We start from the raw sequence: 19,463 nt of genomic DNA on the forward strand, positions 1-19,463 counted from the left end.
GGACGCGGCGCTGGCCCCCTACTCCGCGGCCTCCGCCAGATACCGCGCCGGGTCGTAGTTCAGGATCGGCCCGAGCCAGCGCTCCACGTCGCGGATGTCCATGCCCTTGCGGAGGGCGTAGTCCTCGACCTGGTCCCGCTCGACCTTGGCGACCCCGAAGTAATGCGCCTCCGGATGAGCCAAATAGAGGCCCGAGACCGAGGAACCGGGCCACATGGCATAGGATTCGGTGAGCTTAACCCCGATCCGGCGCTCGGCCTTCAGGAGATCGAACAGCTGCGTCTTCTCGGTGTGGTCGGGCTGGGACGGGTAGCCCGGGGCCGGGCGGATACCGGCATAGGGCTCGCTCGCCAGCTCGGCGGGGGAAAAACTTTCGTCCGGCGCATAGCCCCAGAACTCCCGCCGGACGCGCTCGTGCATGCGCTCGGCGAACGCCTCGGCGATCCGGTCAGCCAGCGCCTTCACCAGGATCGCCCGGTAATCGTCGTTGGCGCGCTCGAACCGCTCGGCGATGCGCACCTCCTCCAGGCCGGCCGTGACCACGAAGCCGCCGACGTAATCGGCGATGCCGGTCTCCCTGGGGGCGACGAAGTCCGACAGGCAGGTGTTGGCGCGCCCGTCGCGCTTGGACAGCTGCTGGCGCAGGCCGTGGAAAGTCGCGAGCCGGTCCGACCGGCTCTCGCCCGTGTAGAGCACGATGTCGTCCCCGACGCTGTTGGCCGGCCAGAAGCCGATCACCGCCTTCGGGTTGAACCAGCGCTCCGCCACGATCTGCGTCAGCATCTCCTGCGCGTCCTCGTAGAGGGCACGGGCGGCGGGACCCTGGTCCGGGTCGTCCAGGATCGCCGGGAAGCGGCCCTTGAACTCGTAGGTCTGCAGGAACGGCGTCCAGTCGATATAGGGCACGAGGTCGGCGACCTCGTAGGAGCCGAACACCCGCGCATCCGTGAAGGCCGGCTTCTTCGGCGCGTATCCCGACCAGTCGATCCGGAAGGGGTTAGCCCGGGCCTTCGCCAGCGGCAGGCGCTGCTTGTCGAGCTCCGATCGGGCATGGGCGGCGGAGACCTTGGCGTATTCCGCCCGCACCGTCGCGATCGTGGCGTCGCGGGTGTCCTTGGACAGGAGGCTCGATACCACGCCGACCGCGCGGCTCGCGTCGGTGACGTAGACCGCCTGGCCCTTGGCGTAGGCCGGGTGGATCTTCACCGCCGTGTGGACGCGGCTCGTTGTGGCGCCGCCGATCAGCAGCGGCACGGAGAAGCCTTCGCGCTCCATCTCGCCCGCCACGTGGACCATCTCGTCCAGCGACGGGGTGATCAGGCCGGACAGGCCGACGATGTCGACGTTCTCGCGCTTGGCGGTCTCCAGGATCTTGGCGGCCGGGACCATAACGCCGAGATCGATGATCTCGTAGTTGTTGCAGGCGAGAACGACGCCGACGATGTTCTTTCCGATGTCGTGGACGTCCCCCTTCACGGTCGCCATCAGCACCTTGCCGGCGGCCTGGCGCCGGCCGTCGCCGCCATTGGCGCGCTTCTCCTCCTCCATGAAGGGTTCGAGATAGGCGACCGCCTGCTTCATCACCCGGGCGGACTTCACCACCTGGGGCAGGAACATCTTGCCGGCGCCGAACAGGTCGCCGACCACGTTCATGCCGGCCATCAAAGGCCCCTCGATGACGTGGAGCGGGCGCTCGGCCTGGCTGCGGGCCTCCTCGGTGTCGGCCACGATGTACTCGGTGATGCCGTTGACCAGCGCGTGCTCGATGCGCTTGGCCACCGGGGCCTCGCGCCACGTCAGGTCGGCGGTCTTGGCCTGGGCCGAGGCGCCGGTCTTGAAGCGCTCGGCCGCCTCCAGCAGGCGCTCCGTGGAATCGTCGCGGCGGTTGAGGACCACGTCCTCGCACAGCTCGCGCAGCTCCGCCGGGATCTCGTCGTAGACCGCGAGCTGGCCGGCATTGACGATCCCCATGTCCATCCCGGCCTGGATGCAATGGTACAGGAACACCGCGTGCATCGCCTCGCGCACCGGCTCGTTGCCGCGGAAGGCGAAGCTGAGGTTCGAGACGCCGCCCGAGATGTGGGCATGCGGCAGGGTCTCACGGATCGTCCGGGTCGCGTCGATGAAGGCGACGCCGTAGGGATTATGCTCCTCGATGCCGGTGGCCACCGCGAAGATGTTGGGATCGAAGATGATGTCTTCCGGCGGGTAGCCCACCTGCTCGGTCAGGATCCGGTAGGCCTTGGTGCAGATCGCGACCTTGCGCTCGTAGGAGTCCGCCTGACCCTGCTCGTCGAAGGCCATCACCACGACGGCGGCGCCGTAGGAACGGCAGATCCTAGCGGCCTCGATGAACTTCGCCTCGCCCTCTTTCATGGAGATCGAGTTCACGATCGCCTTGCCTTGGATACATTTCAGGCCGGCCTCGATCACCTCGAACTTCGAGGAATCGACCATCACCGGCACCCGGGCGATGTCGGGCTCGGCGGCGACGAGGTTGAGGAACTCGACCATCGCCTTCTGAGAGTCGAGCAGGCCCTCGTCCATGTTCACGTCGATCACCTGGGCGCCGGCGGCGACCTGATCGCGGGCGACATCCAGGGCCGCGGCGTAATCGCCGTTGGTGATGAGCTTCCTGAACTTGGCCGAGCCGGTGACGTTGGTGCGCTCACCGACGTTCACGAACGGGATTTCCTTGGTTAGCACGAAGGGCTCCAGGCCCGAGAGCCGCATCAGGCGCGGGATCTCGGGGACCTGCCGGGGCGCCTTGCCGGCGACCGAGTCGCTGATCGCGCGGATGTGGTCCGGCGTCGTGCCGCAGCAGCCGCCGACCATGTTGACCAGGCCCGCTTCGGCGAATTCGCCGACCAGCTTGCCCATGGCCTCCGGGCTCTCGTCGTAGAGGCCGAACTCGTTGGGCAGGCCGGCATTCGGATAGGCGCAGACCAGGGTGTCGCACAGGCGGGACAGCTCGGCGATGTGGCCGCGCATCTCGCGGGCGCCCAGCGCGCAGTTGAGGCCGAAGGTCAGCGGGTCGGAATGGCGGAGCGCGTTCCAGAACGCCGCCGGGGTCTGTCCCGACAGGGTCCGGCCCGACAGGTCGGTGATCGTGCCGGAGATCTGGATCGGCAGGCGGATCCCGGTCTCCTCGAACACCGCCCAGGCCGCGGCCACGGCCGCCTTGGCGTTGAGCGTGTCGAAGATCGTCTCGATCAGGATCAACTCGGCGCCACCGGCGATCAGGCCGCGGACCTGCTCCATGTAGGCGGTCTTGACCTGATCGAAGGTGACGGCCCGGAAGCCGGGATTGTTCACGTCCGGGGAGATCGAGAGCGTGCGGTTCGTCGGGCCGATGGCGCCGGCCACGAAGCGGCGGCGACCATCCTGCTTCTCGGCGAGCCGGGCGGCCTCGCGGGCGAGGCGTGCGCCCTCCCGGTTCAGGTCGTGGATGATCGATTCGAGGCCGTAATCCGCCTGCGCGATCGTGGTGCCGGAGAAGGTGTTGGTCTCGCAGACGTCGGCGCCGGCCAGGAAGTAATCCAGATGGATCTGCCGGATCGCGTCCGGCTGCGTCAGGATCAGGAGGTCGTTGTTGCCCTTCTGATCGTGCGCGTGATCCTTGAAGCGGTCGCCGCGGAAATCCGCCTCGGTGAGGCCGAGCCGCTGGATCACCGTGCCCATCGCCCCGTCGAGGACGAGGATCTTCTCCCCCGCGCGCTGGCGCAGCGCACGTGCGATCTCGGTGCCGTCGACGGGTGGGAAATCAGTCATCAAGGCAATCCCATCGGCCACCTCATCCTGAGGTGCCGGAGCGTAGCGGAGGCCTCGAAGGAGCCCTCCAGATGTCGTGTCGGTCCCCGGGCCCCTCCTAAGAGGCCGCGCGATCTTCGATCGCCCGGCAGCTCAGGATGAGGGTGGGATCGGGTTGCGCCGTCCGGGCGCGGCTGAGTTTAAGCCGCGGCCTTGGCGGCCGCCAGCTTCGGCGCCTGCGCGCGCAGGCCGAGCAGGTGGCAGATGGCGTAGACGAGGTCGGAGCGGTTCATCGAGTAGAAGTGGAAGTCGTTGACGCCCTCGTCCACGAGGTCGAGCACCTGCTCGGCCGCCACCGCGGCGGCCACGAGACGGCGCGTCTCCACGTCGTCTTCGAGCCCCTCGAACCGGGCCGCGAGCCAGTAGGGCACCGAGGCGCCTGTGCGGCGGGCAAAGTTCGCCGCCTGCTTGAAGTTCTGCACCGGCAGGATGCCCGGGATGATCGGGATCGTGATCCCGGCGGCCCGGACCTTCTCGAGGTAGCGCAGGAAGATCTCGTTCTCAAAGAAGAACTGGGTGATCGCCTGATCGGCGCCGGCATCGACCTTGGCCTTCAGGGCGTCGATGTCGGCCTCCAGCGAGGCCGCCTCCGGGTGCTTCTCGGGATAGGCCGAGACCGAGACCTTGAAGTCGCCGATGCGCTTGATCCCCTCCACCAGCTCGGCCGTGGTGGCGTAGCCCCCGGGATGCGGCCGGTAGGCATGGCCGACGCCCTCGGCCGGATCGCCGCGCAGCGCCACGATGTGGCGCACGCCCGCGTCCCAGTAGGACTGCACCACCGCGTCGATCTCCTCACGGGAGGCATCCACGCAGGTGAGGTGGGCGGCCGGCTTAAGGCTGGTCTCGCGGACCATCCGGGCGACCGTGTTGTGGGTGCGCTCGCGGGTCGAGCCGCCGGCCCCGTAGGTCACGGAGACGAAGTTCGGCTGGAGCGGGGCCAGCCGCTCGATCGAGGTCCAGAGGATCCTCTCCATCTCCTCGGTCTTCGGCGGGAAGAACTCGATCGAGACGCGGATCGGGTGGTAGCCGTCGCGGCTGGCGCGGTGTGTGGATCGGCGCATCGGGTCTCGTCCTCTATGTCGATCGGTTCAGACGATGGCGGGGAAGGGTTGCATGGAGGTCGCTCGGCCCGGGGGTCACGCGACCGCGCGCCGGGGCTGAGCCGCGTCGTGTCCGACGCCCACTTGGTGAACGCCGGCCTCTTGGGCGAGCCAGAGCGTGACGGTGAGCTGGCCGGATTCCCGCGGTGCGAGGTCGTGGGTCGAGACCGTGGCGAGCCCCGCCTCGGCGAGCCAGCCGGAGACCTGATCGGCCGAGAAGCCGAGCCGCCGATGGGCTTGGCCGGTCCGCAGGAATTCCAGGTCGTGCGGCGCGAAATCCACCACCAGGAGCCGGCCTCCGGGCGCCACGAGCCGGGCGGCGCCGCGTAGCGCGCGGGCCGGATCATCGAGATAATGCAGCACCTGATGCACCACCACGAGGTCGAAGCTCGCCCTGGCGAAGGGTGGCGCGTGGATGTCGCCCTGCCGCAGGTCCACCCGCGCCAAGCCTTGCCGCTCCAGATTGGCCCGGGCGACGGACAGCATGGCGTGGCTCGAATCGAGGCCGGTGGCGCGTGTGGCCCGGGGCGCGAGCAGGCCGAGCATCCGGCCCGTGCCGGTTCCGAGGTCGATCAGGCTGCCGAGGGAACGCTCGCCCAGCGCGTCGAGCACCGCCGCCTCCACCGTCGCCTCGGGGACATGCAGGGAGCGCAGCTCGTCCCATTTCGGCGCGAGCCGTGCGAAGAAGGTCTGGGCCGTCTCAGCCCTCTGCGCCCGGACGGCGTCGAGCCTGGCGCGATCTTCCGACAGGGGCGGCGCCGTCCGGTCGAGCTCGGACAGGAGCGGGTCGGCGAGGCCGGCGCGGGCCTCGGAACGCCGGAAGAACGCCCAGGCGCCCTCGCGGTGGCGCTCGACCAAGCCGGCCTCGACCAGGAGCTTGAGATGGCGCGAGATCCGCGGCTGCGACTGGCCCAGGATGTCGGTGAGGTCCGAAACCGAGAGCTCGCCCTCGGCGAGCAGCGCGAGGATGCGCAGGCGCGTCTCTTCGGCGGCCGCGCGCAGGACGCCCAGGGCCTCGGAGAACGGGATCGATCCCACTGCTTCATCGCGATCGATAGACATAAAGATATGTTTATGTCCGTTTCGAGCGGGGCGCAAGGGCGATCTTGGAAGCCGCGATCCCCGCCCCTACCGCAGCCAGTACCCGTCCGGCGCCAGCGGCGGGGGCATCGGCTCGCCCAGCGCGTGGTGCACGATGCGGTCGACGGCACGGACCATCGCGTCGAGGGGCAGGTCGTTCGGCTCGGTGCCGAAGGGCTCCTCCAGCTCGTCCCCGAGGGCGTCGAGGCCGAAGAACGTGTAGCCGACGAGCGCCACCACCACCGGCGTCACCCACCCGAGGGAGCCCGTGAGTCCTACCGGCAGGAGCAGGCAGTAGAGCCAGGCGGTCCGGTAGACGAGCAGCGTGTAGGCGAAGGGCAGCGGCGTGTTGGCGATCCGCTCGCAGGCGGTATGCACCCCCGAGAGGGCCTCGATCCGCGCCTCCAGGATGCCGAACTGGATGTCCGTGAGGCGGCCCGCGCGCATCAGCCCGGCGAGGTCTCGGGTCATCGTGGCCAGGACCGAGTCGGTGGGATTGGGGCCGCAGAGGTTCGATCCAGGCGCCTTCCCGTCCACCGCGAGGGCCTCGTCGAGGCCGCGCAGGCGCGCGTGCAGGCCGTGTGCGAAGGCCGATAGCCGTCGAAGCTGGGCCGCCGCCTCCGGCTCCGGCAGCAGCGCCGGCAGGATACGGGCGAGGTTGCGCACCTCACCGATCAGGCTGCCCCAGGCCTTGCGGGCCTCCCACCAGCGCTCGTAGCAGGCATTGTTGCGGAAGCTCAGGAAGATCGACAGGGCGAGGCCGACCAGCGTGAACGGCGCGACCCCGGCGGTCACCGGGAACGCCGCGGGCCAGCGCGCCTCGGCCCATACCACCGCGCAGGAGACGGCAACGATCCCGACGAGCTTCGGCGCCACCTGCGGCAGGATCGAGCCGCGCAGGGTGAACAGCAGGGTCAGCAGGTTGGGCCGGGTGCGGACGATCATCGGGTCTTCGGGGCTGAGGCGCGGCTGTCCTGCCCTGCTCCCCCGGCTGCGGCAAGAGCGGCGTCCGTGAGGCGATCCCTCAGTCGGCCCGAGCCTCCCACAGCCACGCCGCGCCGCGCACCCCCGAGGCATCCCCGTGCAGGCTCGCCCGCACCGGCGTATCGAAGGCGTCGGAGAAGACGTGGGGGGCGATCATCGCGGGCAGCCCGGCGATCAGCTCCGGGATCCGCGACAGGCCGCCGCCGATCACGATCACGTCGGGGTCCAGGAGATTGACCACCTGCGCGGCCGCGCGCCCGAGCCGGTCGAGATGCACGGCGAGCGTCTCGCGCGCGCCCGCGTCCCCGTCGCGGGCGGCCGCGACGACCGCCTCGGCGGTGAGGTTCGCGCCGTGCCGCCGGGCGTGGTCTGCGGCGAGGCCGGGACCGGACAGCCAGGTCTCGATGCAGCCCCGACGGCCGCAATAGCAATCCGGGCCGGGCTGCTCGTCGGCACCGGGTGCCGGCAGTGGGCCGTGGCCCCATTCGCCCGCGATGGCATTGCGGCCCGTGAGCACGCGGCCGTCGACGGCGATGCCCGACCCGACGCCGGTCCCCAGGATCACCGCCCAGACCACCCGCGCGCCCGCGCCTGCGCCGTCCACCGCCTCCGAGACCGCTAGGCAATTGGCGTCGTTCTCGATCCGAACCGGCCGCTCCAGCCGATGCGCGAGATCGATCCCGAACGGGCGGCCGTTGAGCCAGTGGGAGTTGGCGTTGCGCACCGAGCCGGTCGCCGGCGACAAGCTGCCCGGCATGCCGATGCCGACACTGCAGGGGGCACCGGCCTCCGCCTCGAGCCGCGCCACCAGGGCGGCCACCGCCTCGAGCGTCGCCCGGTAGTCGCCGCGCGGCGCGGGCATCCGGGCCTCGGCCAGGGTCGCACCGTCCGGATCGAGCACGATCCCGGCGATCTTGGTGCCGCCGAGATCGATCCCGAGGCGCGCCCGCGCGGGTGCCGGTCCCGGCTGTTGGCCCATCACTCCGCCGCGGCGACCTTGCGCTCGGTCCCCATCGGCTGCGGCGCCTCGTCGGTGATGTGGGTGCCGATGGCGAGGGGGTGGGCCATGACCTCGTTGAGCTTGGCCATGTCGAGCTCACCCTCCCAGCGGCTGACCACCACGCAGGCGACGCCGTTGCCCACGAGGTTGGTGAGCGCGCGGCACTCCGACATGAACTTGTCGATCCCGAGCACAAGGGTCATGGCGGCGACTGGCACCGGGCTGTTCGGGATCGCAGAAAGCGTGGCCGCCAGGGTGATGAAGCCCGCGCCGGTGACGCCCGAGGCGCCCTTCGAGGTCAGCATCGCCACGAGGATGATCGTCGCGTACTGCGTGAAGCTCAGGTCGGCGCCCACCGCCTGCGCCAGGAACAGCGTAGCCAGCGTCATGTAGATGTTGGTGCCGTCGAGGTTGAACGAGTAGCCGGTCGGAACCACCAAGCCGACCACGGAGTCCGAGGCGCCGAGCCGACGCATCTTGGTCATGAGCTGCGGCAGCACCGTCTCGGACGAGGAGGTGCCGACGACGATCAGCAACTCGTCCTTGATGTAGGCGAGAAATCGCAGGATCGAGAAGCCGGCGATCTTGGCGATGGTCCCGAGCACCACCAGGATGAACAGGATCGCCGTGACGTAGAAGGTGCCGACCAACCACGCGAGGTCGTAGACCTTCTGGATCCCGTACTCGCCGATCGTGAAGGCCATCGCCCCGAACGCGCCGACGGGCGCGAGCTTCACGACGATGCCGATGATCCTGAAGAAGATCTGCCCGGCGGTGTCGATCACGTGGTTCACGGCCGCCGCCCGCTCGCCCAGGCCGGTCACCACCACGCCGGTGAGGATCGAGATCAGCAGCACCTGAAGCAGGTCGCCGGTGGCGAAGGGATCGAAGAAGCTCTTGGGGATGATCGCCAGGATGTGGGCGACGGTGGAATCGGCGGCCGCCTTGCTGGCGTAGCTCGCGACCTTGCTGGCATCGAGCTTCGACGGGTCGGCGTTGAAGCCGGCGCCGGGCCTGATCACCTCGCCGACCAGCACGCCGAACAGCAGCGCCACGGTGGAGACCACCTCGAAGTAGACGAGCGCCTTCAGGCCGACCCGGCCGACCTTCTTGAGGTCACCGATCGACGCGATGCCGTGCACGATGGTGCAGAAGATGATCGGCGCGATCATCATCTTGATCAGGCCGATGAAGGCGTCGCCGAGCCATTTCATGGCCTTGCCGGTGGCCGGATCGTACCACCCGAGCAGCACGCCCAGCGCGATGGCGATCAGCACCTGGATGTAGAGCACCTTGTACCAGGGCTCGCGGGTGGCTCCGGCCGGAACCGTCGCGTGGGTTGCGTGTGCCATGTCCATCCCGTGCACGCGTTTCGCGCACCCTCCCAGTGTGCCGGCACGCTAACGATAATCGTCCCTCGCCTCAACGGCGCCTCGGTAGTCCACGGCGAAGCGAGCGTGACAAAAACCTGTCGATCCCGGGCGGAGAGACTTCTCTTGGCGGATATTTGCCCGCATTCCGATAAACACGGCTCTTCCGGGCATCCGCCGGAATTCGCCGTCCGCCGATCGGCGGTCAGGGCAGTTCAGGAGGCCGGCGTGACCTCATTCAACCCTGTCGGTACTGTAATCCTGGGCGGGCTTTTAGCCTGCGCGCCCGCCGTCCCGGCCGCCGCCGGCGTCGTCGCGCAGATCGACCAGTCCCGTCAGCGCATGCGGGTCTTCGTCGATGGATATCACGCCTACGACTGGCCGGTCTCTACCGCCCGCCGCGGATACGTCACACCGAGGGGCAGATTCCGGGTGGGGCTGATGGCGCCGATGTGGCGCTCGCGAAAGTATCACGGCGCGCCGATGCCGCACGCGATGTTCTTCCGCGGCGGCTACGCGATCCACGGCACCTACGCGACCGGGACTCTCGGGCGCCGTGCGAGCCATGGCTGCGTTCGCCTCTCCCCGGCCCACGCCGCCGCCTTGTTCGGCCTGGCCCGCAGCCGCGGGGGCGCCACGGTGGTCATCCGCGACTGAAAGCCCGACAAAAAAGGCCGCGGCGGCACCCTGCCCCCGCGGCCTCTTCTGTGACTGGATCGATCAGTTCTGCTGCTGCGTCCGGCGCGGGCGCACGGTCCAGCGCTCGAACATGCTCGACGGGTCGTCGCCCTTGGCGTCCTTGGCCTCGGAGGCGGGCTCCGGCTGCTGATGGATCGCCGCGCCGAGTGCCTGGGACAGGCTCTCGATCACGTCGTCGATGCGGGCGTCGCCATGCGCGGTCTCGCCCGCTCCGGCCTGTGCGGTGCCGGCTTCGTACGCCGTCGGAGCCGCGTGGTGAACGGGCTCCGGAGCAGCTGGCTCCGGCTCGGCGTGAAGCTCCGGCGCGGGCTCCGCGGGGGCCTCGGCGACCGGCGCGGCCTGGGGCGGCTCGACGGGCTCCGGCGCGGGAGGCGGCGCTGCAACCGGGGCCGCGGGGGGCGTCACGATGCGGCGCATGGCGTTCACCGCGCCGTCATCCGGCTCGCTCGTCCGCGCGCTGCTGCCGTAGCGGCCGAAGCCGAACCGGGGTTCGATCAGGTCGAGGACCGCGTCGAGCGCCGCGTTGCTCAGCGACACCTCTTCGGCGGCCGGCACGCCCTGGATGGCGAGGAGGTGCCGCTCGTAGGCCGGCTCGCCGCTGACCTCACGCCCGAACCAGGTCGGAGCGTGGAAGGCGGCCGCGTCACCGTCGCTATCGAAGAGGATGCTGATCAGGTCGAGGCTGCCGGGCGTGACGTAGCGGTCGATTGCGACTTCGCGGCCGCCGACGTTCAGGGTGGTCCGGTCGTAGGCGGCCTTGCCCGGGCAGACATCCAGCAGCGCGTCGCCGTGGGCGCGCGGCACGTCGGTGCGCTCCTCGGCCGGGATGCCGTCGGGCCCCTTGTTCACCAGCACGAGCTGGCAGACCTGGCCGTCGACGCGCACGTAGGAGGCGCGACCGCCCTGCGGGGCGAAATGCCCCTCGGTGATCCGGGCGCCGCCCCGCTCCTTGCGGATCAGGCGAACCAGGGAAGGGGCGACCAGAAATCGGCGAATGGTGCTCATGAACTCAAAACCCCTCCCGCTTTGTCGGCGGTGCGCCGATCCGGCGGACAGCCCTCAGAGCCGCCGGCCCGATGGATCGGGCAGGTCGAGCCGGCGACGACGGCGTATTAACTGGACCGCAACGCCGTATTGGCTCGCACATCACCGGATCCACCGCCAATACCGGACGGCGACAACATGAGACGGTTAAGCGCTAAGCAAAAACTCGACGAAATCAAGACCGGAATGGGGTTGTAATTCGTCAGAAACCCCTCCTGTCCCCGATATCCCGCCTTTGGGCACGATTTTCGCAATCCAGGTTAAACCTGGACGGTGCCGCCTCACTCCGCCGGTTCGAAGTTCATCGCGGCGCCGTTCATGCAATATCGCAGGCCCGTCGGAGCCGGACCGTCGTCGAAGACGTGGCCGAGATGGCCCTTGCAGCGGGCGCAATGCACCTCGGTCCGGACCATCCAATGGCTACGATCCACCGTGGTCTCGACGGCGCCTTCGATCGGCTCGAAGAAGCTCGGCCAGCCGGTGCCGGACTCGAACTTGGTGCCCTGCTCGAACAACGGCTGTCCGCAGCCGGCGCAGGTGAAGGTGCCGGCCCGCTTCTCGGCGAGCAGGCAGCTCGTTCCGGCGCGTTCGGTGCCGTGCTCACGCAGAACCCGATACTGCTCCGGCGTGAGCGCCGCGCGCCACTCGGCCTCGCTGCGGGCCTCGGGGCTGGTTGTCGCGCTATCGGCCATGAGGATCTCCCTTTTCGCGGGGGGATATAGGCATCGCACCCGTTCGACGGCAGTCCCGGGGCTTCGAAAACGCCGGCATCCGGGCACTAGGCCGCCGCGCCCACCGTGTCGGCCATCCGCGCCTGGCGATGTCCCATCGGCAGCGGGGCGCCGGTGGTGGTATCGCGGGCCGTCTGGTGCTCAAGCTCCGCGTTGATCTCGCCGCCGAGCAGCACGATCGTCGAGGAGATCCAGATCCAGGTCATGAATCCGATCACCGCGCCGAGCGAGCCGTAGGTCTCGTTGTAGGTGCCGAAATTGGAGACGTACCAGGAGAACAGCAGCGACGCGATCAGCCAGAGCAGGCCCGCGATCACGCTGCCGACGCCGACCCAGCGCCAGCGGGCATGCTCCCGGCTCGGGCCGAAGCGGTAGAGCACCGAGAGGCCCGCGAGCAGAACTAGCAGCACCGCAGGCCAGCGCAGGGCCGCCAGCAGCCACGCGCCCGAGCCGAGGCCGAGGAAATTCAGCACCACCGGCACCACCACGATCGCGTTGAGCGCGATGATGATGAACACCAGGGCGCCCACCGTGAAGGTGAGCGAGCGGAGGTTCAGCCAGAGGAAGTTGCGCTTCTCCTCCTCCTCGTAGACGACGTTCAGCGCATCGAACATCGCCTTCATGGCGGCGTTGGCGCTCCAGAGCGAGAGCAGCAGGCTGGTGAAGAACGTGAGGCTGAGCGACCCGCTGCCTTTGGCCGCGATGCGCTTGACTTGGTCGCCGATCAGCTCGACCGCCCCCGAGGGCAGCACGGCGTGCAGCTGCGCGAGGTGATCGTTGATGACGTTGACGTCCGCGAACAGGCCGTAGCAGCTCACGAGCGCTGCGATGGCCGGGAACAGCGACAGCAGGGTGTAGAAGGTCACACCGGCGGCCACCGCCAGAACCCGGTCCTTGTTGAATTCCAGATAGACCCGGACCGCGATGTCCTTCCAGCCGGCCTGCGTCATCTCGGCGGGGCTGTCGGCGGCGCGTCCGCGCTCGGGCTGCGTCGCCGCCGTGAGCTGGGCGGCCCGGCCGGTGATCGAGCGCGCGCCGGCGTTGACGGCTTGGCGCGCCGGCTCCGCGGCGGTGGTCGGTTCTGGATCGACCGGCGGGCCGTTTCGCGCAGGCAGGGCCGGTAAACCCCGTCGCCCGGGCGCGACCGCGAGCGCCACCAGCGCCGAGCCGAGCATCAGGATCCACAGGGTCGAGCCGCTGCCCGGCTGTCCGCTCGGATTGGTGGGCGACGCAGGCATGTCTTCGAAGAGGCCGTCCGCGCGGAACTGCCGCGCTCGAAGCTCAAACGTCGGCGAACCGCGGCCGTTCCGCGTCCTGACGCAGGCACGTGCGGCGCCGACGCGCGTTCTGCATCCCATGCGCGATCAGCCCCGCCTCGGATTCTGCTGCAAGTTCGTCCTCGACGAGCCCCCCGGCGGCTATGCCACCCTGAAGGCGGCGCGCGATGCGACGCTCCACCTGAATCTGACCAGCGTGACGATGGCCCATCTCGCCAAGCTGGATCCCGGCGCCCGGCGGGCGAAGCTCTCCGCCATCGTCGCCCACAACCTCCACGCGCTGGCCCGCCAGATCGCCTGGGTCGGCGCGCGGCCTCCGATCGAGCGCATGCTGCGCATGGCGAGCAATGTCCTGCCCGGCTACACCCACCCGATCGCGAAGGGCCTCTATGCCGAGCCCGAAATGGCTGCCCTAGTCGAGCGCGGGCTGGCGGAGGCGGGGGCGCTGGCGCGCCGGCTCGGCGTGCGCCTGAGCTTCCACCCGGGCCCGTTCTGCCTCCTGGCGAGCCGCAATCCGGCGGCCATCGAGAACGGCCTGGCGGAGCTCGATTACCACGCCGAGATCTTCGACCGCATGGGCTATGGCGGCGGCTGGCACCCGCTCGGCGCCCACATAAACATCCATGTCGGGGCGGGCGACCCCGGGGTCGACGGCTTCCGCGAGGCCCTGCCCCGTGCGAGCCGCGTGGCGCGCGATCTCGTCACCGTGGAGAACGACGAGAACGCCTTCGGCCTCGAGGCGGTGCTCCGGCTCGCCGACCTCGTGCCGGTGGTGCTCGATCTGCACCACCACTGGGTCCAGAGCGGTGGTGTCTATATCGAGCCGGACGATTCCCGCATCGCCCGGGTGCGGGAGTCCTGGCGCGGGGTGCGGCCGGTGGCCCATATCAGCGTCTCGCGCGAGGCCGTCTCCTCCGACTGCGACCCCGATGTGCTGCCCGACTTCCCGGCCCTGCGTGCCGCCGGCCACGCGGTCCGGGACCTTGCCGCGCATTCCGACAGGATGTGGAACCGGGCGGTGAACGACCTCGTGGCCCGCCACCTCGCCTGGGCCGATTTCGAGATCGAGGCGAAGGCGAAGAACCACGCCTCGACGCAGATCGCCGATTACATCACGGCCCTCGAGCGGGCGCCCCCGATCGCCGCGGCGTGACGAGACGGTCTCGACGCCTCCCGCGCGCGGCGCTAGTCAGCCGGCATGAAGACGGCCGATTGCGACATCCTCATCGTCCCGGGGCTCGGGGGCTCCGAGGAGGACCACTGGCAGGCCCGCTGGGCGGGACGCCTCGCCACGGCCCGGGTGGTCGTGCAGGACGAATGGCATGCGCCGAGCCCGGAGGCCTGGTGCGGGCGGATCGCCGAGGCGGTGGCGGCGGCGACCCGGCCGGTGATCCTGATTGCCCACAGCCTGGGCGTCGTGGCCTGCGTCGAGGCGGTGCCGCGCCTGCCCGCCGGTGTTGTCCGCGGCGCCCTGTTCGTGGCTTTCCCGGACGTCGAACAGGCCCCCGGGCTCCCGGACGCGGTGCGTGCCTTCGCGCCGGTGCCGCGGGAACCTCTGCCCTTCCCATCGCTCCTGGTCGCAAGCCGCACCGATCCCTATTGCCGCTACGATCGCGCGGACGACTTCGCCCATAGCTGGGGTGCCCTGACGGTCGATGCCGGCGAATCGGGCCACATCAACGTGGCGAGCGGGCACGGGCCGTGGCCGGAGGGGCTGATGCGGCTCGCCGGGTTCATGAAGGGGCTGTAGGGCGCCGCGCAGGCCGGATTCGTCGCCTCTCGTCCGCACTTGTGCGGCCGTCATGGCCGCAGAGAATCGCGACGCGTCCGCTTTTTCGCCGCTCGACCCGCGTGGTCGGGCCCCTCTCTACGCGCGTCGACGCGCCGGCGACCGGCCTACGTGCTCGCCGACGCCGTGGATGCCTCCCGCGACTTGGACGCCCGGCAGCGTGCCGGGATCGCGGCTGCCCTGCGGGATGCCGGCGCCGGCGGCGTCGCCGGTGAGGACGCGGCGGCGGCGTTCAGCCCTGGGACTCGGCCACTCCGTTAACGCGCCGTTTACCCTCGCGCCTTCCAGTGGCGTCTCGGGCGGTCCTTCGCCCTGAAGGCGCCCCTGGAGAGCACCGTGACGCGTAAAGAGCTTCTGGAACGACTCGACGCGGTCCAGGCCGCCCTCGGGCCCCGGGCCCACATCAACTTCAACAGCTCGTTGTTCAACGACGCCGCGCTCCTGAAGCGCATCGAGGCGTTCGAGGCGAAGGTCGGTGAGCCCGAGAAGCCGAAGGTCGCCGACTACACCGGCAACATGTTCTCGCGCATCGCCAACCGCCGCACGGCCACCGCCGCCAAGTAGCGGCACTCCTGTAGCCGCAACGGCGTAGCACCGCCCTATTTCGACTCGGGTTCCGCTGAGCGCAGCAACTCGCCCGCCACGTCGGCAAGCCGGGGCGGCGCCTCGCGCACGAAAGGCAGCGGGCGGCAGACATTGAGGGCGGCCAGCCCGAATCGGGCTGTCATCAGTCCGTTGAGCACGCCTTCCCCCAGCTTGGCCGAGACGCGGGCGGCGATCCCGAGCCCCAGAACCTGCTGCATCACGCTCTCGCCCACCGCCATCCCGCCGGTGACGGTGAGATGCGCCACGGCCGAGCGCGCCAGCCGCAGGAAGCCGAGCAAGCCGGGGCGTCCTCCGTAGATCGCGGCGATCCGGCGCAGCAGCCGGACGGCAGCGAAGACCACGAAGGCGACATCCACGATCGCGCGCGGGCTGAGCGCCGTCACCGCCGAGACCTGCTTGGCCGTCGTCGCGATGGCGTTGCGCGCCTGGCGGTCGAGGCCCGCCAGCAACTCGCGCTCGGCGAGCCCCATCCGGTCGTCCACGTCGAGGATCGCGTCGGCGGCGGCGTCGATCCGGGCGCGGCCCGGTGCCAGGGATTCCCGGTCCGCGTAGAAGGCCGACAGCGCCTGCACCACCGCCTGTGCGCCGGTGTGATCGCGGCTGCTCAAGGCATCCACCGCGGATTGGCGCAGCCGCTCGATCTTCCGCTCACACCGCAGGCCGGCCAGCTCGCGGGCGACGATCGCCAGGAGCGCCAGCGCGGCGATGCCCAGCAGGGCGAGCGCGATCCAGCCGAGCCACGGCGCGGCCTGGAACAGGTCGGCGATCATCCGCTCGATCGAGAGCCCGATCCCGAGGGAAACCAGTCCGCCGGCGGCCGACAGGAACAGCGGCCCCCACGGCGAGCGCCGTCGCGGCGCCACCGGCACCGCGACGCCATCGGCCGCATCGACGATCTCGAAGGGGTCTTCCACGATCCGGGCTTGCGGCGGCCGGGCGGCGAGCGGCGTGGTGGTCACGCTCGCGGCCGGCGGCGGCTCGGGCGTGATGCGGAAGGCGCGGGGCTTCTGACCTGAGGACATGGCTCACCGTTCCTCGTGAACGCGACCGCATCATCTCGCCCCCCTCTGCGGGGTGGGACGGCGTGCGAAAGGGGGTGACAGGGGTGGGGGTGGAGCTGGAGGCACCACGGAGCGTGATCCGGCAACAGGCCCCCCTCCCGTTCCTTCCCGGCAGGGGGAGAGCGCGTTGAGGTCCGCGATAGGGGACTGAACGAGCCCGCAGAAGAGGGAGGGAGAACCGGTGCCCGTCAGGGCGCCCGATCACGGGAGCGTCTTCGGAACCCACGACACCCATCACGCCAGCCTGTCGCCGATCAAAAACTGCATCGCCCGGTCGAGACGGATCTGCGGCAGGTGCCCGGGGCGCCCGAGGCCGTCCGGCCGGATCAGCGGCGGGCGGAAGCGGGGGAAGCGCAGCGAGCCCGGCGCGACTGCGCCCTCCAGGACCGCCTCAGCTCGGGCCGGCAATTCGCCCGGGAACACCGCGGCCTCGCTGTTGCCATCGAAGATCTCGTCGCCCACCGTTTCTCCCGGTTCCGGCGTGCCGGCCACCGCGCGCAGGATCTCGTCGCCGTCGTGGACCGTGGTCTCGCGGGTGGCGCGCACGGAGGCCAGCGCGACGGTTCCTACCCGGGCGCCCGCGGCCTCGGTCCGCCGCATGGCGCGGGACACCAAGAGGCGCAGCAACGCGTCCAGCCGGTCATGGCTGGTCTGGTGGAGATGGTCGGCCTTGGTGGCGGCGAACAGGACCCGGTCGGCCCGGGGCGCGAACAGCCGCGACAGGACCGTGTTGCGCCCGATGTTGAGGCTGAGCAGCACCGCGTCCAGCGCCTCCTCCAGCTCCGCCAGGGCCGTGGCGCCGGCATCGACGGCGGCGAGTACGTCCACCAGCACGATCTGCCGGTCGACCCGCTGGAAATGGTCCCGGAAGAACGGCGTCACGACCTTGGCCTTGTAGGCCTCGAAGCGCCGCTCCATCAGCCCGGCGAGGCTGTCGGGCGCGATGGGTCCGGTCAGCCCGTCGAGGGGTGCGAAAGTGAGCGCGGGCGAGCCCGCGAGGTCGCCCGGCATGAGGAAGCGGCCCGGGGGCGTCGTGGCGACCGATTCCGGGCCGGCGCGCAGGCCCGCCAGATACGCCTTGAACGCGTCGCTGGCGCGTTCGGCGGCAACCTCGTCCAGGGGGCCGTTGGGGTCGAAGCCCTTGAGCGCCTCGAGCCACGGCGCCGCCACGGCGGCGCGTCCGGGCCGGCGGGTGCCGTTGATCGTGGCCCGCGACCAGGCGGTGTAGCCGGTCTCGATCAGCGCGAGGTCGAGCAGCCACTCGCCGGGATAGTCGACCACGTCGAGCATCAGGGTCGCGGGGCCGGTTCGCCACCCGGCGGCGCGCTCGTAGGCGATCTCCAGGCGGAACTGGCTGATCCGGTCGGTGGAGCGCGGCCAGCGGCGCGCCTCGGTGAGGGTCGCGAAATGCTCCTCGAAGGGAAACCGTGGCACGTCGTCGTCCGGCTGCGGCACGAGGCGGGCGCGGCGCAGGCGGCCCTCCTGCGCGGGCGCGAAGGCCGGCAGGGCGTGCGTCTCCACGAGGTGGTGGATCAGCGCCGTGGTGAATACGGTCTTGCCCGAACGCGCGAGCCCGGTGACGCCGAGCCGGAGGGTCGGCTGGATCAGCAGGTCGTGCGAGGCTTCGGCGAAGGCTTTGACGGCCGAGCCGGCGCGTGCGGCAAGGTCGGTCAGGGGCACGGGCGGGCTCGTCGTGAGGAAAAGAGGCCGCGCACAGGTGGCGCGGGCGGGGCGGAACCGCAAGGCTTGCCGTTAATGCGGGGCCTCCCCGGCGGTGGGGGTGACCGGCTTGAGGCGGGTGATCGCCCCGGCCACGAGCTCCGGGCCGGCCCGGAGCGTGCCGAGTTCCACCGCCGACATCGCCAGCATCACCGGCGCGAGATTCGGGCGTGGCGCCCCGTCCGGCCCGAACAGGTCGAGGTCGTCGCCGGGCTTCAGCCCGACGCTGGCGCTGATCCGGGCGGCATAGGCCTGGATCCGTCCCTCGTCGCCGGCGCAGAGCGGGGCCGGCAGGCGCAGGTCGAGCAGGGGCAGCCCGACCGCGATGGACGGCAGCAGCGCGGATTCGGCGACAAGACGATCGGGGCTCGGCACCTTGCGGTCGAGGAGCGCCATCGGGTCGGCGAGGCCACGGGCTGCCCGTTTCGGGACGTGCCGCGCCGTCTCCCCGGATGGCGCGATCCCGGTGGCGATATCGGGAACCGGCTCGAGCGACGCCACGCGCGGCACGCGGATCTGGCCCAGGCGGGCGCCGGGCCGGGCCGCCATCCGGGCGAGCGGTGACCACGGCTGCACCCGCAGGGCGCCGACCCGGCCCCGCGGCGCGCCGCCGGGTCGGTGGGAGGCCAGGAATCGGGCGCGCAACGTCCGGCCGATACCCCGCGGTGCCAGGGTGGCCGAGACGGCGGCCGTCGCGACCGACCGTCCCGCGCGGACCGGCGCAGCCGCGATCCGGCACTCGGCCGGGGCCCAGCGGCGCACGATGGCGAGGGCGGTGCGCCGGCCATAATCCCGGACATAGCGGCGCAGCAGGCTCGCCGCAGCGTCCGCTCCGTCGGCCATCGTGGCGAAGGCGGTATGGCCCTCGGCATCGGCGCCGATCTCTCCGGGCCAGCGGGCCGATTTGATGCACCAGCCGTTGTTGAGCCGGACGCAGCGGGCGACATAGGGCGCGTCGTCGGCCAGCCGGGCCGTCAGTGCCAGGGTCCGCGGCAGCAGGTTCTCGCCGGCCTGTTCGTGCCAGTTGGAGACCGAGCGGGTGGCGGGGTCGAAGCGCGGGGACGCCGCTTCGGCCGGCGCGACCGCCTCGGTCGCCGCAGGCGCAGGACGCAGGAGAGCGACCGCGCCGTCCTCGGCGCGCGGCACCAGGCTTGCCAGCAGCATGAGCGCGGTCAGCAGCACGCAGGCGAGCC

Annotated in this window: 16 protein-coding genes; 4 read left to right on the plus strand and 12 right to left on the minus strand. The window is 70.6% G+C overall.

The features are described from left to right. Positions 1 to 18: 18 nt before the first annotated feature. From metH to Q8W67_RS07900, 6 genes are all read right to left on the minus strand, one after another. Entirely contained in the window at positions 19 to 3,771 is a 3,753-nt protein-coding gene (metH, locus tag Q8W67_RS07875; protein WP_305543284.1) for a methionine synthase, read from the minus strand. 179 nt (positions 3,772 to 3,950) lie between these two features. Then, positions 3,951 to 4,871, minus strand: coding sequence for a methylenetetrahydrofolate reductase [NAD(P)H] (metF, locus tag Q8W67_RS07880; protein ID WP_305543287.1), 921 nt, complete (start codon positions 4,869 to 4,871; stop codon positions 3,951 to 3,953). Between the two features lie 75 nt (positions 4,872 to 4,946). Further along, on the minus strand, positions 4,947 to 5,972 hold the full coding sequence (locus Q8W67_RS07885; RefSeq protein ID WP_305543290.1) for a metalloregulator ArsR/SmtB family transcription factor: 1,026 nt from the start codon (positions 5,970 to 5,972) through the stop codon (positions 4,947 to 4,949). A 66-nt stretch (positions 5,973 to 6,038) separates the two neighbouring features. Then, the gene (locus tag Q8W67_RS07890; RefSeq protein WP_305543293.1) at positions 6,039 to 6,935 is read right to left on the minus strand and encodes a bestrophin family protein; all 897 of its coding nucleotides are present in this window, start codon (positions 6,933 to 6,935) and stop codon (positions 6,039 to 6,041) included. Between the two features lie 79 nt (positions 6,936 to 7,014). Beyond that, entirely contained in the window at positions 7,015 to 7,953 is a 939-nt protein-coding gene (locus tag Q8W67_RS07895) for an ROK family protein (RefSeq protein WP_305543296.1), read from the minus strand. Beyond that, positions 7,953 to 9,326: a dicarboxylate/amino acid:cation symporter gene (locus Q8W67_RS07900; protein ID WP_305543299.1), complete on the minus strand. Its 1,374-nt coding sequence runs from the start codon at positions 9,324 to 9,326 to the stop codon at positions 7,953 to 7,955. Before Q8W67_RS07900 ends, Q8W67_RS07895 begins: the two co-directional genes overlap by 1 nt. Before the next feature lie 246 nt (positions 9,327 to 9,572). Here Q8W67_RS07900 and Q8W67_RS07905 point away from each other — a divergent pair, with 246 nt between their 5' ends. Continuing rightward, a complete protein-coding gene (locus Q8W67_RS07905) occupies positions 9,573 to 10,001 on the plus strand; it encodes a L,D-transpeptidase (protein WP_305543302.1) in 429 nt (142 codons plus the stop codon). Positions 10,002 to 10,064: 63 nt separating this feature from the next. On the opposite strand, the gene Q8W67_RS07910 is transcribed toward Q8W67_RS07905, so the two are convergent. From Q8W67_RS07910 to Q8W67_RS07920, 3 genes are all read right to left on the minus strand, one after another. Continuing rightward, positions 10,065 to 11,048: a hypothetical protein gene (locus Q8W67_RS07910; RefSeq protein ID WP_305543305.1), complete on the minus strand. Its 984-nt coding sequence runs from the start codon at positions 11,046 to 11,048 to the stop codon at positions 10,065 to 10,067. A 320-nt stretch (positions 11,049 to 11,368) separates the two neighbouring features. After that, entirely contained in the window at positions 11,369 to 11,779 is a 411-nt protein-coding gene (gene msrB / locus Q8W67_RS07915; RefSeq protein ID WP_305543308.1) for a peptide-methionine (R)-S-oxide reductase MsrB, read from the minus strand. Positions 11,780 to 11,865: 86 nt separating this feature from the next. Further along, the gene (locus Q8W67_RS07920) at positions 11,866 to 13,056 is read right to left on the minus strand and encodes a YihY/virulence factor BrkB family protein (protein WP_305543310.1); all 1,191 of its coding nucleotides are present in this window, start codon (positions 13,054 to 13,056) and stop codon (positions 11,866 to 11,868) included. Positions 13,057 to 13,174: 118 nt separating this feature from the next. On the opposite strand from Q8W67_RS07920, the gene Q8W67_RS07925 reads away from it, so the two are divergent. The 3 genes from Q8W67_RS07925 to Q8W67_RS07935 all read left to right on the plus strand — a co-directional run bounded on the left by Q8W67_RS07925 (position 13,175) and on the right by Q8W67_RS07935 (position 15,448). Beyond that, positions 13,175 to 14,248: a UV damage endonuclease UvsE gene (locus Q8W67_RS07925; protein WP_305543312.1), complete on the plus strand. Its 1,074-nt coding sequence runs from the start codon at positions 13,175 to 13,177 to the stop codon at positions 14,246 to 14,248. Positions 14,249 to 14,293: 45 nt separating this feature from the next. After that, the gene (locus Q8W67_RS07930; protein ID WP_305543314.1) at positions 14,294 to 14,845 is read left to right on the plus strand and encodes an alpha/beta hydrolase; all 552 of its coding nucleotides are present in this window, start codon (positions 14,294 to 14,296) and stop codon (positions 14,843 to 14,845) included. A gap of 375 nt (positions 14,846 to 15,220) precedes the next feature. Further along, positions 15,221 to 15,448: a hypothetical protein gene (locus Q8W67_RS07935; RefSeq protein ID WP_305543316.1), complete on the plus strand. Its 228-nt coding sequence runs from the start codon at positions 15,221 to 15,223 to the stop codon at positions 15,446 to 15,448. Positions 15,449 to 15,483: 35 nt separating this feature from the next. On the opposite strand, the gene Q8W67_RS07940 is transcribed toward Q8W67_RS07935, so the two are convergent. The 3 genes from Q8W67_RS07940 to Q8W67_RS07950 form a co-directional block, all read right to left on the minus strand. After that, a complete protein-coding gene (locus tag Q8W67_RS07940; RefSeq protein WP_305543318.1) occupies positions 15,484 to 16,512 on the minus strand; it encodes a YcjF family protein in 1,029 nt (342 codons plus the stop codon). Positions 16,513 to 16,785: 273 nt separating this feature from the next. Beyond that, positions 16,786 to 18,231: a YcjX family protein gene (locus Q8W67_RS07945; protein WP_305543321.1), complete on the minus strand. Its 1,446-nt coding sequence runs from the start codon at positions 18,229 to 18,231 to the stop codon at positions 16,786 to 16,788. A gap of 72 nt (positions 18,232 to 18,303) precedes the next feature. Beyond that, the gene (locus Q8W67_RS07950) at positions 18,304 to 19,452 is read right to left on the minus strand and encodes a hypothetical protein (protein ID WP_305543324.1); all 1,149 of its coding nucleotides are present in this window, start codon (positions 19,450 to 19,452) and stop codon (positions 18,304 to 18,306) included. Between the last annotated feature and the right edge of the window lie 11 nt (positions 19,453 to 19,463).

Origin of the sequence: Methylobacterium sp. NEAU K (assembly GCF_030700285.1) — a bacterium.
Classification (GTDB): domain Bacteria; phylum Pseudomonadota; class Alphaproteobacteria; order Rhizobiales; family Beijerinckiaceae; genus Methylobacterium.